A 16,156-nucleotide genomic window follows, 5' to 3' on the forward strand; every position below is an offset into this window, starting at 1 on the left:
AGACGAAAACACTAATAAATTAAGAAATCATGAAAAAATCACTATTTATAATGGTATCCCTTTTAATGGCCATTGGCTGTACGGAGGATTTCGATACCGTTAATGTTAATCCAAATTTTCCTGCATCTGCACAACCTGAATTATTATTGCCAGGAATACAAGAAGAAATGGCCTACAATTGGGGCGGTCAAGGTTGGGAAGAAGGCTTTACCGTTGTGCAATATGGGGCAAGGCTTCAATTTACAAGTGGAGATACTTATAACTGGTCACCTTCCGATAATCCTTACAACGATGCGTATGCTTCGTTGAGAGATGTGGAGAACATTATTAGGGACACAAAAGAAAATCCAGATGCCCAAAATTACTATGGGGTGGCTTTGGTCATGAAATCTTGGATTTTTTCTTATGTGACCGATGCTTACGGAGATGTACCTTATTCAGAGGCTACTAAAGGTATCGAGGACGGTAATGTTACTCCTGTATTTGATGCGCAAAATACAATCTACCAAGGTATGTTGTCAGATCTTGAAACTGCAAATTCTGTTTTAGAAGGTACCGATAATATTAGTGGGGATATTTTTTATGGGGGCGATATCCAAAAATGGAGAAAATTTGCCAATTCATTGAAATTACGTTTGTTGATGCGCATCAGTGATGTGGATAATTCGACTGCAGTAACGGGAATGCAGCAAATAGCCAATAACGCTAACGACTTTCCAATTTTTGAAAGTAACGACGATATGGCCTTGGTACAATGGAATACGAATAATCCACAGCCAAAATATGATACGCGTAGCGGTAGTTTTGATGAGGTTCGATTAAGTCAAACCTTGGAAACTAGGTTGAAGGATCTGAACGATAATCGCTTATATGTTTTCGCACAACCGACCAGTAATTCTGAAAAAGGAATTTTTTCTGAAGATTTTGACGATTATGTAGGGATGCCCAATGGTTTGGATGATGAGGCTGCCTTGGGGTATAGTCCTTCTGGAAACCCTGAAGAATCAGGTTCTAACTTTATTTCTAGATTGGGTATCCTTTTGGGTTGTAGGGCCTGTAATCCGGAACAGGCTTCGGCCACCGCGTCACAGACCATTATCATGAGCTATTCTGAGCTTCAGTTCCTTTTGGCCGAAGCAAGGGAAAAAGGATGGATCACTGTTGGGGATGCCGCTACTTATTATGAAAATGGGATTAGGGCGTCTTTTGAATTCTACACGGAGAGAGCAGCTGCCGGGGGATGGTCACAAATTGCCAACGCTATGCAGGCAACTGATTTGGATGCCTATATTGCTCAGGAAAAAGTAGCATATACTGGAGATAAATTGGCGAAAATTGCGCTTCAAAAATGGATTTCCCTATTCTATACAGGTTTTGAAGGATGGTCGGATTGGCGAAGAACCGGTATGCCAGAGGTAATCCCTGGTCCGGATGCAGTCAATGACAAAATGGTGCCGGTACGTTTTCAGTATCCAAATTCCATCAAGTCCACCAACAGCGATAATTACAAAGCGGCGGTTCAACGTATGGGACCTGATAACATCAATACCAAACTCTGGTGGGATGTTGATTAGAAGTAAAATACATAGCGCTAAGTGTATTTCATTTTTTTTACTGACCATAGGGATTCTATCTCTATGGTCTTGTGTTTCTAAAAAGGAAGATTCCATTCGAGCAATAAAACATGTCATCGTCATCGGTTTTGATGGTTTAAGTCCAGACGGATTAAAGCAAGCAAATACACCCACTTTTGATCGATTGATCAAAGAAGGTTCTTCAACCATGCATGCCCGTTCGGTTTTGCCAAGTAGTTCAAGCCCAAATTGGGCATCGATGATTATGGGAGCGGGACCAGAACAGCATGGTATTACATCGAATGCTTGGGATCGTGATAATCTCACCTTACTGGCGGTCGCCCAAAGTGAGGAATTTATTTTCCCAACGATTTTTCAATTGATAGCAGACCAAAAGGATTCGGCAGAAATAGGGGCCATCTATCATTGGGGCGGATTTGGAAGGTTGTTCGAAAAAAAAGCTGTTACCTATGACATCAATACTATCACCGAAGATGAGACCTCCGTTATTGCATCCGAATATATAAAAGAGAAAAATCCTGATTTTACCTTTATACATTTTGACCACATTGACCATGCGGGTCACGAATATGGCCATGGAACCCCAGCATATTATGCGTCGGTCGAGAAAGCCGATTCGCTATTAGCTGAGTTGATAGAATCGCTAAGAACATCTAGAATGGTAGAAAACACCTTGGTGATTATTAGTGCTGATCACGGAGGCGTAGGTAAGGGCCATGGGGGTGAGTCGTTACAGGAGGTGGAAATTCCATTTATACTTTGGGGTAAAGGCATAAAGAAAGGTCATATTATCAAGTATCCTGTATATCAATATGATAATGCGGCGACAGTTGCCTTTGCCATGGATATCAGAACACCACATGCATGGATTGGAAAACCGGTAAAGGAGGCCTTTGAAGGAAATAGTGTCGAAGATCCGTATCCAACTTTGGTGCAATTGAATAAACCGATTTTTGTTCCTTCTTCAATAGGATATGCGACAGAAGGTGGATTATTTAATGATAAGGCAAACCTAGTTTTGAAGAACCCCAATAAGGAGGGGATTTTAAAGTATACCTTGGATGGTACTTTGCCTACAAATGAATCTGAAACCTTTACAACTCAAATTCCAATTACTGAAAATACCGTTGTAAATAGTGCTATTTTTAACAATGGAAAAATAAGTAGTGGAGTTGCAGAAGGCTTTTTTAGGATTAAATCAAGGGTATTGGAAAAGCCGGTTACAGTTGAGGTCTTTTATATGGCCAACTTATCGTTTATCCCCGCATTGGGCAGTAAGAAACCGGATGTTGTAAGTGGTACATTTGAAATAACTTCAGAAGAAGTAAAGGAACTGGTAAAATCGAATACGGTATTCCGTTTTAAAAGTTGGTTAGAAATCGAAGAAAAAGGAAACTATCAATTTTCGACCCGTTCAGATGATGGTAGTACCCTTTTCATAGATGGTGAATTGGTGGTCGATAATGACGGAGACCATGGTGTACGTGAGAAAAATGGGAGTTTGGATCTCGATAAAGGACTACATGCCATTGAAGTGCAATGGTTCAATGGAGGAGGTGATGGGTGGTTGGATGTTTTCATGCAAAGCGAAAGAATGCCCAAACAACCACTTTCTACGAACCTATTAAGAAAAAAGTAGTTTTGGATATTTCTAAAACCATCCTATATATTAGTATTTTGAACGATCGATTTTCCGAAAGGGAAATAATAGCAACACATGTACCCTATGAATCAAGATAAGGAAGTGGCCAAGCGACATGATCAGAACAAGCGCACTGAAGGCGATATCAATACTACGCTCGCCAGACAGGAATGGGAGGCAGGTATTACCGATGCGAAAACGAAAAAACTGCTCAAAAAAGATGCGCGTTATTTCTTTCATCAAGCACTGTCTACACCTTGCTTAGATGTGTTGGGAGATTGCAACGGAGCTTATATCGAAAATATATCGGGCAAGAAATATTTAGATTTTCATGGTAACAATGTCCATCAATTGGGGTTTTCACATCCAAAATTGGTCCAGCGCTTAACAGAGCAATTGCAGGGTTTGACCTTTAGCACCCGTCGTTATACCAATGAAACTGCTATCAATTTTGCTGAAAAATTGGCATCTTTATTACCGTCAGATTTGAATCGGGTTTTAATGACTCCTAACGGTAGTTCAGCCATCGGTATCGCCTTAAAATTGGCACGTGCCATTACTGGAAAATTCAAGGTGGTTTCTTTTTGGGATTCTTTTCACGGGGCTTCATTAGATGCCATAAGTGTTGGTGGCGAAGCAGTATTTCGAGAATATATGGGGCCAATGATGCCCGGTGTGGAACGCATCCCACCACCGGTTTCCTATCGCGGAATTTTTGAGGGGAACGAATTGAAGTGTTTAGAGCATTTGGAATATGTGTTTTCTAAGGAAGGGGATATTGGTGCTTTTATGGCAGAAACGGTTAGGAATACAGATGTACAGTTACCCTCTAAAGAGTTTTGGATGGGCGCCCGTGCCCTTTGCGACAAATATGGCGTACTTCTTATTCTCGACGAAATTCCTATTGCCTTAGGCCGAACCGGGAAAATGTTCGCGTTTGAACATTATGGAATTGAACCGGATATTCTTTGTTTGGGAAAAGGATTGGGAGGCGGTATCATTCCACAGGCAGCTATTGTGACACGTGACAGCTATAACAAATTCCCTGATATTTCACTAGGTCACTATACCCATGAGAAAAGTCCGTTAGGAGCTATGGCCGGTTTGACCACTTTGGAAATTTTGGAAGAAGAAAAAATTCTTCAAAAAGTAACTTGTGATTCGGTAGAAATGTGCTCGGCCATGTCTTTTTTAAAGGATAAGTATGAAATCATAGGAGATATTAGAGGTAGAGGACTACTTTGGGGTATTGAATTGGTGACGGACAGGGATACCAAGGCAAAGGCAATTTTACAAGCAGAACAAGTGATGTATGAATGCCTTGAAAACGGATTAAGTTTTAAGGTTTCAGCAGGAAATGTGTTGCAACTGGCCCCAGCACTGACCATAAGTAAGGAAGATTTAAAGAGGGCTATCAAAATTTTAGATATGGCTCTTAATAAGGTCGTTAATTAATAAACAGATTATGAGAACAACAAGTATTTTTATTTTAACCACCCTAACAAGCATATTCTGTATAGGGCAACACAAAGAACCGACATTTACCGTACATCCTTATTTACAAGATGCCGGCCCTAATGAAATAACCATTATGTGGCAGACTTCTTACGGAGAGGAAAGTGTAGTTGAATATGGCGAATCCCAAAAATTGGGCAGAAAGCAAGTGGGTAAAGCTTTTGATGTCAATTTTACCGATTCCCGTATCCATGAAGTAAAGATTGCCGATTTAAAACGGTTTACAGATTATTATTATAGGGTACGGACAGGGAAATTAGTTTCAGATATTTTTCAGTTTAAAACACCTCCTTTTGCGAGTGACCATAAGTCGTTCAACCTTTTGGCGATGAGCGATATGCAAAAGGACCATCAGAATCCTGATAAGTTTAAGGAAATAGTAAACGAAGGAATTATTCCGTACTTGAAACAACAGTATGGAAACGACTTGCCAGATGATTTGGCATTGGTAATGATTCCTGGCGATTTGGTCGATAGGGGTAGTAATTATGAGGAATGGCAGAATGATTTTTTCGGACCGGGAAAAAAGTTGTTTTCTGAGGTGCCGGTCTATCCCGTACTTGGGAATCATGAGCGTAATTCTAGTTTTTATTTTAAATACTTCAGCCTCCCTAAAAACGGCACACCTGGTTTTGCCGAGCACTGGTGGTATAAAGATTATGGGAATACCCGTATCATTGGTTTGAACTCTAATGAAGGTTATAGGGATCTTCGGGAGCAGTATGTTTGGCTTGAAAATCTATTGGAGGAAACAGCGAAGAATGAGGATATTGATTTTGTTTTTGCACAGTTGCACCATCCGCATAAATCTGAATTATGGATTCCTGGAGAAGAAGCGTCAACCGGAAAAGTGGTGAAAATGCTAGAGAATTTTACTACGGAAACGGGAAAACCCAGTTTACATTTTTTCGGACATACACATGGGTATTCCCGCGGGCAATCGAAAGATCATAAACATTTGTGGATCAATGTAGCGACAGCTGGCGGGGCTATTGATAATTGGGGTGAATTTGAAGGAAGGGATTATGACGAATTTACCGTAACCCAAGATGAATATGGTTTTGTTATGGTCGAGGTAGATGGTAACGAAGAGAATCCTAAGTTTACCATTCGGCGAATTAGTCGTGGTAACGAAGATGTTTTTAGGGAAAACGAACAAACTGATGAAATTACCATTTATGCAAATGATCATAAACCCGAGGTGCCGGTAGCGGTTTCTCCTACGGGTGATGCTATTGATTTTGAGGGAACAATGCTAAAAGCCGGACCTTTTGAAAGTACGTTTAACGACGCTTACCATGCAGCTTCCAATTGGCAAATTTCTACAACCGATGATTTTTCAAAACTGGTTTTAGACAGTTGGAAACAATCAGAAAACTGGTATTATAAAGAAGATCGACAAAAAGATGACGACCTTACGGACGAACCTACCAAAAGGTTAGTACCAGATACTACCTATTTTTGGAGGGTGCGCTACCGCGATCAACATTTGAATTGGAGCGATTGGTCCACCACACAAACATTTAAAACTAAAAACTAGAATACCAATGAAAACAATACTTAAAATTTCAATGATCACCCTTCTGTTGGCTTCCATACCTGTGAAAGCCCAACAAAAAAAAGACAAAAGCCCCAATGTATTTTTAATCAGCTTGGATGGTGTACGCTGGCAAGATGTTTTTACAGGAATAGATACGGTATTGTTGAACAGTCCATATACCCATGAAAAAAAATTGTTGAAGCAAAAATTCGTAGGTAGGTCCACCGAAGAAAACAGAACCTTATTAATGCCTTTCTTTTGGAATACGATTGCCAAAGAAGGACAACTGCACGGTAATAGAACTAAGGGAAGTAAAGTCAACTTGACCAACACAATGGCATTTTCCTATCCGGGCTATAACGAGATTTTGACGGGAAAAGCAGATGATGAAAATATCAATAGTAATAGCAAAATCTACAATAAAAATAAGACCCTGCTGGAACTTGCCAATGATAGCAAGCAGTACAAGGGGAAAGTGGCCGCCTTTGCCAGCTGGGATGTTTTTCCGTACATCATAAACGATAAACGTAGTGGTGTTCCGGTAAATGCAGGGTATATGGATGCTACTGGAGATTTAAATGAACAAGAACGATTTTTGAACGAGATTCAGCGGCAGGCACCTGTCCTTTGGGAGAGTGTTCGTTTAGATGTGTTCACCCATCATTTTGCAAAGGAGTATATTAAAAAGAATCACCCTGAAGTGGTTTATATCTCATATGGCGAGACTGATGACTTTGCGCACGGGGGCCTTTTTGATTTTTACATCAAATCGCTTAACAATACCGATAAATTAATACAAGATTTATGGCAATATGTACAAAATGACCCTTTTTATAAAGACAACACCTATTTTATAATTACAACAGACCACGGTAGAGGTGTAGGGGTTGAGGAAAGTTCTAAATGGACCGATCATGGAACAGAGGTTAAAGGAGGAGACCAAACATGGATGGCACTATTAGGCCCTGAGGTAAAAGCTACGGGCGAGGTAGGTGAAGAACAGTTATATACAAATCAAATCGCACCTACTATCATGGGGATATTGAATTTGAAAACCGATTCTAAAACCATGCCCGGAAAAGCACTGGATTTAAAGTTTCCTTGATATTTAATTAAACTTGAAGTTAATAAATGACCGCATCTTTGCGTGAGTTTGGAGTTAGTTTGAGTTAGTTTAATAACCGGTGCATTTTGTCTCATGCATCGGTTATTTTTTTGCGATTAGTTTTACAGGATTCTCAAATGAAGGTCAGTTTTTCAAATTAAAATCTTGGTCAAAGTGATATGACTTTCCTATTTCTGTATCAAACTCAATTACTTTTTCACCGAAGGCTATTTTACAGGATTGCCCGGCTTTGGACAAGATTTTAAAATCGATTATTTTCTTATTTTCCCAAGAAACATCGATAACAAATCCGCTTCTGGCACATAATCCTTTAAAAGAACCGGTAGGCCATGCATCGGGTAGGGCAGGTAATAGTTCTATGCTAGTTTCAGTGGATTGCAACAACATTTCTGCAACACCTGCAGCCCCTCCAAAATTTCCGTCAATTTGAAACGGAGGGTGGGCGTCCAAAAGATTTGGATAGGTTCCCCCGCGTTTACTATAATTAGGGTTTTCACCTGTGGGATCTACATATTTCAATAGTTCACGATACATTTTGTATGCGTGGTTCCCGTCTTTCAACCTGGCCCATAAGTTGATTCTCCAGCCTTTTGACCATCCCGTAGATTCATCACCTTTAATTTCAAGCGATTTCTTAGAAGCCTCTGCAAAGTTGGACGTAAGTTCAGTAGAAATGGAATGCCCAGGGTAGAGACCGAACAAATGGGATTGATGCCTGTGTTGAGGGTCGGCATCCTCCCAATCATAATACCACTCTTGTAAATTTCCTTTTGCACCAATTTGATAAGGTCGTAATTTGGCGTGAGCCTGTTCCAGTTTTTTGGCAAATGGCGTATCGATCCCTAAAACTTTGGTCGCTTTAATGGTTTGTTGAAAAACTTCACGAATAATCGCAAGATCTGCGGTAGCACCATACAAAGTAGCTCCTTGGTAGCCATCTTCAGTGATATATAAATTTTCAGGTGAGGTAGAAGGTGAGGTGATCAGTTCACCATTTTTTTCTATCAACCAATTGAGACAAAATTGTGCTGAACCCTTTAAGGTAGGATAGTACTCTTTTAAAAATGAAACATCCTTCGAAAAAGAATAGTGTTCCCATATATGGGTACTCAGCCATCCGCCACCTAAATACCAATTGGCCCAATTTGGATCTCCCTCGAATTCTCCAACGGGATTGCTCATGGCCCAAATATCTGAATTTTGACAGGCCATCCATCCTTCGGATATTCCTAGATAGTTTTTGGCGGATCGTTCGCCTGTTTTTGCGACATTTTTTACCCAAGTAAGCAAGGGAAGGTGTAATTCTGACAAGTTTGTATTTTCGGCTAACCAATAATTTTCCTCAACATTAATGTTAACGGTATAGTTACTGCTCCACGGAGGTCGAAGTTCGCTGTTCCATAATCCTTGGAGATTGGCCGGTACCCCCATGGTTCGAGATGAACTGATCAGTAAATACCGGCCGAATTGAAAATAAAGTTCCTCTAGACCAGAATCTTTTGCACCTTCTGTATAGGCTATCAATCGTGCATCTGTGGGCAGTTCATTGTTGATGGATGATCCAAGGTTTAGGGAAACGCGATCAAAAAGATGTTGATAATCCATAATATGGTCGTTCTTGATAGTTTTGACCGATTTTTCTAATCCGTTCTTTAAATTTTTCAGGGCTATGGCTTTATTGTCCTTTCCATTTTTCACCGGGTCTTTATCGAAACCGTTAAAACTAGAGGTAATGGCCACGAGGATAACCGCATGGCTACCATTTCGTAGTTGAATTCCGTTTTCATTTACCGAGACATCACCGTCCGTTTCTTTGATCTTTACATAATTCGAAAAGCGTGTGCCGCGGTTTTTGTCAAATTGCACTGCATTTGTTAGGTCTCCCCTATAACTAGGTTCAGCATTGTAGGGTGCATAACCGTCTGCCATATATACCTCATTTTTTGAGGATAACGTATGTTTTAATAAACTTTCAAACCTAAGGTCAAAATTTAGAGCATTGTTTTTATTGGCATCCAAGGAAATCATAAGGAGGCTGTCAGGATGGGAAACCAAATATTCACGGTGGTACGCTACCTCCCCAACCTTATAATCTATAGTCGAAACGGCCTTTGAAATATTCAATTCCCTTCGATAGGCCGAAGTATTCCCTTCATGTTCAAAATCTAAAAAGAGGGTGCCGAGAGGAGCATAGGATTGGGAATAATCGCCTTGTATAAATCGCTGGAGGCTATCCGCTTTTTTATAGTCCTCCTTGTTCAATGCTTCCCTTATTTGGGTGATAAATTCTTTAGTGTCAATAGATATGGTGGTGTCTACAGGTTGCCCTGACCAAAGGGTGATATCGTTCAAGAATATTTTATCGGTAGCTATTCCTCCAAAAATGGAAGCCCCTATTTTGCCATTTCCAAGCACCAAAGATTCCTCGAAATAATCGGCAGGGTTTTCATACCAAAGCTTTAAATCTCTTTTGTTGTAATCTTCTTCTTTCTTATTGCCACATCCACAAATGATCAGGACAATTAATACTGGTATCAACTTTAATATGTTCAAATTCATTTTCATTTACCCATTAGACAAACGATTCAAATCTAATTATAAATATTGATTGCATTAGTAAGCACGAGGTTTTATAGCTTGAACTTTTCTCGATAAGAGAACAGTAAGACATCTTTGGCTACTCAATAAATTTGCGAGATGAGGCTTATTATTTTATAGGGTTACAAGAAAAGTTGTCTGATTTTTAACGATTTCGAACTTCTTTGAGGACCTCCTATAATTAAGCGGTTTCAAAGGCGCATCCCCAATTATATATTTTATTTTTAAGGAATAGGATTTCATAATTCTATACAATCAATTCACAAAAAATGAAAGTTTCAGAGGAAAAAATCAGTTCAAAAAAAATAGGAGTTTTTGCTATTTGGGCCGTTGGGGTTGGAATGGTCATTTCAGGAGAATCTTTTGGCTGGAATTTAGGGTGGGCGATTACGGGACCCTTATGGTTTTTTGCGCCCGTTGCCGTTGCGGCATTAATGTACTTTGGGTTAGTCCAAAATTTAATCGAATTAGCTTGCGTCTATCCAGATGCTACAGGGCCACATACCTATGTTGAAAAAGCATTTGGTAGAAAATGGGGAAATTTTATTGGCTTGACTATTCTTTTTGAATTTTTGTTCGCCACGCCGGCCATCGCCAGTTCATTAGGTGAATACCTCGGATTTTTGATGGACGATTTACCGCTATCCCCTTGGATAGCCACAGGTTTTCTGTTGTTTTTTTCCATCATCAATCTTTTTGAAATGCACATAGGGGTGCGTTTTTTGATACTGTTAACCCTACTTGCCATTGCAGAATTATTTCTCTATCAAAGCGCTGTTCTAAGCTCTTTTCAGTTTGATAATTTGGCAAATTCTGGAGTGGGAAGTTTGGACTTACAAGGTTTTGTGGCCGCCATTCCTTATGCCGTTTGGTTGTTTTTGGCCATTGAGGGCATATCGCTAATGACCAATTCAATAGACCGAAAAGGTTTCCGGAAAACCATAACCCGAGGTTATAATTTAGCTTTTTTTACACTGCTGACGCTTGCCTTGTTGGTCCTTGTTTTGGCGGCAGGCGGCATCGATTGGAGTTTACCAGAGAGTTTAGGGATATTGGAAGAAAATCACCCTATGCCGGCCTCTATGGCTCTCATATTGGGCAAGGAAAATTTCTTGGTGCAGTTATTTACGTTTATTGGATTGTTCGGGCTCATTGCTTCCTTACAGGGTATTGCCTTTGCGGCGACTACACAACTCGAACCGTTGTTGCCGATGATAAAGATTGATAGGATTTCTAAAAGGGTTCTTGCTTCCAGTTTGGTTTTTCTGTTTAGCTTAATAGCCATCTGGAGTAGCCAAACCGGATTTTTAATTGAAGTTTCTGTCTTTGGTGCGGTGTGTATGTATTTGGTGGTTAGTGCTTCCCTTTTGAAATTACGAAAAATGGATTCCGTAATTACATCGACGACATCCGAAAATATGTTATACCAGCACACCGATTTTAATTCTAATTTTTCAACATTTAACGCGTGGGTAGCAGTTTTAATTTCCCTAATTTGTATAGGCGCATTTGCGTATTTACAATTTCAGGCTTTTATCATTTTCATTGCTTGCAGTTTGGTCTATGTATTCTTAATCCGAAGGAACTAAAATGGCATATCGATTTACATTGGGAAACCTGAATTATCGTTTTGATGATTTGAAGTCCGTCATGGCAAAAGCAAGTCCGCACCGATCGGGTGATGTTTTGGCGGGTTTGGCGGCATCTACGAATGCGGAACGCATCGCGGCCCAGTATGTACTAAGTGAATTACCGTTGACCGTCTTTTTGAACGAGGCTATTGTTCCTTACGAAAGAGATGAGATCACCCGATTGATTTTGGACACTCACGATGCCAAAGCTTTTGAACAAATTTCCCATTTTACCGTTGGTGATTTGCGGGATTGGTTATTGAAGGATACTACGACGGGTCAAGATATTGGCGCAGTTAAAAATGCCCTTATACCAGAGATGGTCGCCGCGGTTTCCAAATTGATGCGAAATCAGGATTTGATTGCCGTAACCTCAAAGATCGAGATCGTCACACGATTCAGGAATACTTTAGGCTTAAAAGGACATGTGTCGGTACGTTTACAACCCAATCATCCTACGGACGATTTAAAGGGGATTTTGGCCAGTACGATTGATGGATTGTTATATGGCTGTGGCGATGCGGTTATTGGCATCAATCCTGCAACGGATAGTCCAGATGTAACCATTAATCTACTCAATATGCTAGAGGATTTGCGTTTAAAATACGAGATTCCTACCCAAAGCTGTATACTGTGCCATGTAACCACTGCTCTTCAGATTATGGAAAAGGCCCCGGTAGATTTGGTTTTTCAATCCATTACCGGATCTCAAAAGGCGAATAGCTCTTTCGGTATCAATTTGAATATGCTGAAAGAAGCACATGAAGCTACGTTGGCATTGGGTCGAGGAACGGTGGGTGATCAATGTATGTATTTTGAAACCGGACAAGGTTCGGCCTTATCGGCCAATGCGCATCATGGCGTAGATCAGCAAACGATGGAAGCCCGGGCCTATGCGGTCGCCAGACAGTTCGACCCTTTACTGGTGAATTCAGTGGTAGGATTTATTGGTCCGGAATATTTATTCAATGGAAAGCAAATAACCCGCGCAGGATTGGAGGACCATTTTTGTGCCAAGGTGATGGGACTTCCCATGGGAATGGACGTTTGTTATACGAACCATGCCGATGCAGATCAAGATGACATGGACAACCTATTGACTTTGTTGGGCGTTGCCGGATGTAATTTTTTTATGGGCGTGCCCGGTACTGATGATATCATGTTGAATTATCAATCTACCTCCTTCCACGATGCGCTGTATTTGAGAAAGGTATTGGGGAAAAAACCTGCGCCTGAATTTGAAGCTTGGTTGCTGAAAATGGGTGTTATGGATGAAAACGGAAACAGGCTAAACATAGAAGATACCCACAAACTTTTAGCGAACTTATGAACGATAAAATCGTAATACCGGATCAATGGCAAAAGCTAAAGCAATTTACCAAAGCTAGGGTTTCGTTGGGCAATGTGGGTACGGGTTTGCCTTTAAGCGAAGTGCTTGCACTCAAACATGCGCATGCCTTGGCGAAGGATGCGATAGTCACCGAATTGGACGTAGAAGACCTAAAAAGAACCTGTGCTAAATTAAATGTTCCTTGTCAGGTGTTTAAAAGTAAAGCCCAGGATAGGTTGGAGTATTTGAAGCGCCCCGATTTAGGTCGCCGATTGGAACTCAATTCGAATCATACCGACATTGAGAAAGTGGATATCATTTTTGTAATTACCGATGGACTTTCGGCTACGGCGGTAAACAAATACGCCTGTGAACTTTTAGGGATTATCTTGCCCGAGATAACGAAAAAATATAAAGTGGCGATTGCTTTAGTCGAACAAGGTCGGGTCGCTGTCGGCGATGAGGTGGCAGAACTATACAGGGCCGATTTTGTAACGGTGTTGATCGGGGAGCGTCCCGGACTTTCATCACCAGAAAGTATGGGTGTCTATACGACCTATAAACCTAAACTAGGATTAACGGATGAGCGCCGTAATTGTATCTCGAACATCCATGCAGATGGATTGAGCGCCATACAAGGGTCAACGTTGCTGAAGTATTTAATCAACCGCTCTTTCGCTTTAAAGCTGAGTGGTGTCGACCTCAAAATTGAAATAGGGGATATTCTTGAAAATAAGAAATCGCAGTAAATTAGAAATTCACTTTAATTTCGTTGACCCTGTAGATTTGGGTGCGTAAAAGATTTTGAAAAATGTGTACTATTTTTTCTTGATGTTCTTCTGGAATTCTACCTCCAATAATCCAATTTTTTTTGATGGATTTAGTACTATCCTGATGGAACTCTACCCTAAGGCACTCCAATGCTTCTTGACGGGTTTCATCGTTCATTTTACTGAACATGGATTTTATGTTCTCGGTCATGGTCGGTTTTGGTAGAAGTCAAAAATAAATAAAAAAGCGGTTCTGTAAACGATTTTCTAATAATAGATATCAGTAAAATTCGTGTAATTTAATATTTTCTTGACCTTAGTTTGAATTGGACATGATTTTTATATTTAAAATTTGATGTTTATAAGATTACACTTAGGTTTGAAAATTATATAGCCTTTTATTAATTAACCGATAATAATTTATTTACTGACTTTAATATGAAATCTAAATTATTTCTTTCAGCATACTTTTTTCTACTAGGATTGTGTGCCGGTATTTCCCAAAATTATAAAGTACACTCTCATAATGATTATAAACAGAATATACCCTTTTGGAAGGCCTTTTCGGCTGAAGTGCAATCTATTGAGGTAGATGTGTTTTTGCGTGATGGTAAATTGTTAGTGGCACATGACTTAAGCGAGGCAGATGAGAGTAGAACCTTAGAAAGGTTGTATCTAGAGCCCCTAAAAGAGGTTATAGAATTAGGTCAGTTAAAAAATAGATCATTACAATTATTAGTTGATGTAAAGTCAGATGCAATAACCACACTCAATGCTATTGTGAGTGCTCTAAACGACTACGCAATGGTTAGAGATAATGAAAAAATTTCAATCGTTATTTCTGGCAATCGACCAGCCTTATCGAATTATGTGAATTATCCGAAGTTCATCTTTTTTGATTACCAAAGTATAGATACGGTTACAGATACTGATGTTTTAGATAAAATTGCAATGGTAAGTTTGAGCTTTACAAACTATTCGGAATGGAACGGGAAGGGTAGATTAACTGCTGACGATTTCGAAAGGGTAACCAAGGTGATAACAAAAGCGCATGCGTTAAATAAGCCATTTCGCTTTTGGGCGACACCCGATTCTAAATCGGCATGGAAAACCTTTATGTCCATGGGTGTTGATTTTATAAACACAGATATGCCAAACGAGTGTGTTTCATATGTAAATACGTTAGATGAAAGAGTGGTTCGCAATACTGTTTTTTCGAAAGTGTATAGACCAACTTTTGAGTCGGATAAGAAAAGGCAAAAACCTGAGAATGTTATTCTGTTAATTGGTGATGGTAACGGACTTACTCAAATTTCTTCTGCAACTTTGGCGAATAATGGGGAGCTTTCTCTTACCCAGTTAAAAAGTATTGGATTCTTGAAAACGCAATCTGCCGATGATTTCACAACAGATTCAGCTGGCGCAGGTACGGCAATCGCTACTGGACAGAAAACAAATAATAGGGCTATAGGCACAGATAAGAACGGAGAACCGTTACCAAACATTACCGAAATTCTTTCTGAAAAAGGGTTTAATACAGGTGTTATTTCAACAGATGATATCGCCGGTGCCACACCGGCATCATTTTACGCGCATCGCACTGATCGCGGTATGACAGAGGGTATTTCCGAAGATTTGAATAAGAATAAGTTAAAATTATTCATTGCTCAGAGAACTGCTGAGGTTAAAGATATTGAGGATGCAGGCTTCAGGATGATAGATGATATTGATGCAATCAGGAGTAGTTCTTATGAAAAAGTCGGGTCATGGTTGAATTATAGTGATGAAGCATCATTAGCCGATCATGTTGAAAAATTGGCGTCTGCCACAAAAAATGGAATTGCATTTCTTAATAATAAGGAAAAGCCTTTTTTCTTAATGGCAGAAGGGGCTAAGATTGATAGCTACGGTCACGTCAATAATATTAGCGGAGTCATTTCTGAAAGCATATCTTTTGACAAGGCAATTACCGAAGCGTTAAAATTTGCCGATGCTGATAAACACACACTGGTCATTATAACTGCTGATCATGAAACAGGCGGATTGACAATACCCCAGGGTGATTTGGTAGAGCATGAAATCGAAGCAGATTTTACCACACATGACCATACCGCAATGATGGTTCCAATATTTGCATACGGTCCGATGTCTCAAGAGTTTCAGGGTGTTTACGAAAACAATGAGGTGTTTCATAAAATAATGGAGGTGTTAAAAATTGACTGATAGAAATAGTCTCATTTTTAATACCACTTATTTATTTTAAAAGCAAATTTCGAACGTTAATTTAACGATTTAATAATATTGTTTATATTCGGATATGATTTCCTAATGCAAGGGTCATTTTTACTTAATAAAAAATACTATTGCTAAAACTACTTTTGCAGCTTGAAAATGAAACTTTGACTTTGG

At 39.8% G+C, this 16,156-nt stretch carries 11 protein-coding genes; 9 read left to right on the top strand and 2 right to left on the bottom strand.

The window, feature by feature from the left end; translation table 11 throughout:
• Positions 1-29: 29 nt before the first annotated feature.
• From ACNR9Q_RS07370 to ACNR9Q_RS07390, 5 genes are all read left to right on the top strand, one after another.
• Positions 30-1,574 (top strand): SusD/RagB family nutrient-binding outer membrane lipoprotein, encoded by a 1,545-nt coding sequence (locus ACNR9Q_RS07370; RefSeq protein WP_419213962.1) that lies wholly within the window; start codon positions 30-32, stop codon positions 1,572-1,574.
• Complete coding sequence (locus ACNR9Q_RS07375) at positions 1,564-3,234, top strand: alkaline phosphatase family protein (protein WP_419213963.1); 1,671 nt, start codon at positions 1,564-1,566, stop codon at positions 3,232-3,234. The genes ACNR9Q_RS07370 and ACNR9Q_RS07375 overlap by 11 nt, the downstream gene beginning before the upstream one ends.
• Positions 3,235-3,321: 87 nt before the next feature.
• Positions 3,322-4,692 (top strand): aspartate aminotransferase family protein, encoded by a 1,371-nt coding sequence (locus ACNR9Q_RS07380; RefSeq protein ID WP_419213964.1) that lies wholly within the window; start codon positions 3,322-3,324, stop codon positions 4,690-4,692.
• Positions 4,693-4,702: 10 nt separating this feature from the next.
• Positions 4,703-6,292, top strand: coding sequence for a fibronectin type III domain-containing protein (locus ACNR9Q_RS07385; protein WP_419213965.1), 1,590 nt, complete (start codon positions 4,703-4,705; stop codon positions 6,290-6,292).
• A 7-nt stretch (positions 6,293-6,299) separates the two neighbouring features.
• On the top strand, positions 6,300-7,397 hold the full coding sequence (locus tag ACNR9Q_RS07390; RefSeq protein ID WP_419213966.1) for a sulfatase-like hydrolase/transferase: 1,098 nt from the start codon (positions 6,300-6,302) through the stop codon (positions 7,395-7,397).
• Between the two features lie 144 nt (positions 7,398-7,541).
• Here ACNR9Q_RS07390 and ACNR9Q_RS07395 read toward each other — a convergent pair whose 3' ends face one another.
• Positions 7,542-9,977: a glycosyl hydrolase family 95 catalytic domain-containing protein gene (locus tag ACNR9Q_RS07395; RefSeq protein ID WP_419213967.1), complete on the bottom strand. Its 2,436-nt coding sequence runs from the start codon at positions 9,975-9,977 to the stop codon at positions 7,542-7,544.
• A gap of 308 nt (positions 9,978-10,285) precedes the next feature.
• Between ACNR9Q_RS07395 and ACNR9Q_RS07400 the strand changes: the two genes are divergently transcribed.
• Genes ACNR9Q_RS07400 through eutC form a run of 3 tightly spaced genes read left to right on the top strand, consistent with a single transcriptional unit; the run spans position 10,286 to position 13,726 of the window.
• A complete protein-coding gene (locus tag ACNR9Q_RS07400; protein ID WP_419213968.1) occupies positions 10,286-11,605 on the top strand; it encodes an amino acid permease in 1,320 nt (439 codons plus the stop codon).
• Position 11,606: 1 nt separating this feature from the next.
• Entirely contained in the window at positions 11,607-12,977 is a 1,371-nt protein-coding gene (locus ACNR9Q_RS07405) for an ethanolamine ammonia-lyase subunit EutB (protein WP_419213969.1), read from the top strand.
• Complete coding sequence (gene eutC, locus ACNR9Q_RS07410) at positions 12,974-13,726, top strand: ethanolamine ammonia-lyase subunit EutC (protein WP_419213970.1); 753 nt, start codon at positions 12,974-12,976, stop codon at positions 13,724-13,726. Before ACNR9Q_RS07405 ends, eutC begins: the two co-directional genes overlap by 4 nt.
• Position 13,727: 1 nt before the next feature.
• On the opposite strand, the gene ACNR9Q_RS07415 is transcribed toward eutC, so the two are convergent.
• Positions 13,728-13,958, bottom strand: coding sequence for a hypothetical protein (locus tag ACNR9Q_RS07415; protein WP_419213971.1), 231 nt, complete (start codon positions 13,956-13,958; stop codon positions 13,728-13,730).
• A 227-nt stretch (positions 13,959-14,185) separates the two neighbouring features.
• On the opposite strand from ACNR9Q_RS07415, the gene ACNR9Q_RS07420 reads away from it, so the two are divergent.
• The gene (locus ACNR9Q_RS07420) at positions 14,186-15,970 is read left to right on the top strand and encodes an alkaline phosphatase (RefSeq protein WP_419213972.1); all 1,785 of its coding nucleotides are present in this window, start codon (positions 14,186-14,188) and stop codon (positions 15,968-15,970) included.
• Positions 15,971-16,156: the final 186 nt, after the last annotated feature.

This window comes from Maribacter sp. X9 (assembly GCF_048537565.1).
Lineage (GTDB): Bacteria > Bacteroidota > Bacteroidia > Flavobacteriales > Flavobacteriaceae > Maribacter.

Bases quoted from the DNA above. Each gene is read 5' to 3' on its own strand.
- ACNR9Q_RS07370 (WP_419213962.1), top strand. From the start codon at position 30: ATGAAAAAATCACTATTTATAATGGTATCCCTTTTAATGGCCATTGGC.
- ACNR9Q_RS07375 (WP_419213963.1), top strand. From the start codon at position 1,564: ATGTTGATTAGAAGTAAAATACATAGCGCTAAGTGTATTTCATTTTTT.
- ACNR9Q_RS07380 (WP_419213964.1), top strand. From the start codon at position 3,322: ATGAATCAAGATAAGGAAGTGGCCAAGCGACATGATCAGAACAAGCGC.
- ACNR9Q_RS07385 (WP_419213965.1), top strand. From the start codon at position 4,703: ATGAGAACAACAAGTATTTTTATTTTAACCACCCTAACAAGCATATTC.
- ACNR9Q_RS07390 (WP_419213966.1), top strand. From the start codon at position 6,300: ATGAAAACAATACTTAAAATTTCAATGATCACCCTTCTGTTGGCTTCC.
- ACNR9Q_RS07395 (WP_419213967.1), bottom strand. From the start codon at position 9,977: ATGAATTTGAACATATTAAAGTTGATACCAGTATTAATTGTCCTGATC.
- ACNR9Q_RS07400 (WP_419213968.1), top strand. From the start codon at position 10,286: ATGAAAGTTTCAGAGGAAAAAATCAGTTCAAAAAAAATAGGAGTTTTT.
- ACNR9Q_RS07405 (WP_419213969.1), top strand. From the start codon at position 11,607: ATGGCATATCGATTTACATTGGGAAACCTGAATTATCGTTTTGATGAT.
- eutC (WP_419213970.1), top strand. From the start codon at position 12,974: ATGAACGATAAAATCGTAATACCGGATCAATGGCAAAAGCTAAAGCAA.
- ACNR9Q_RS07415 (WP_419213971.1), bottom strand. From the start codon at position 13,958: ATGACCGAGAACATAAAATCCATGTTCAGTAAAATGAACGATGAAACC.
- ACNR9Q_RS07420 (WP_419213972.1), top strand. From the start codon at position 14,186: ATGAAATCTAAATTATTTCTTTCAGCATACTTTTTTCTACTAGGATTG.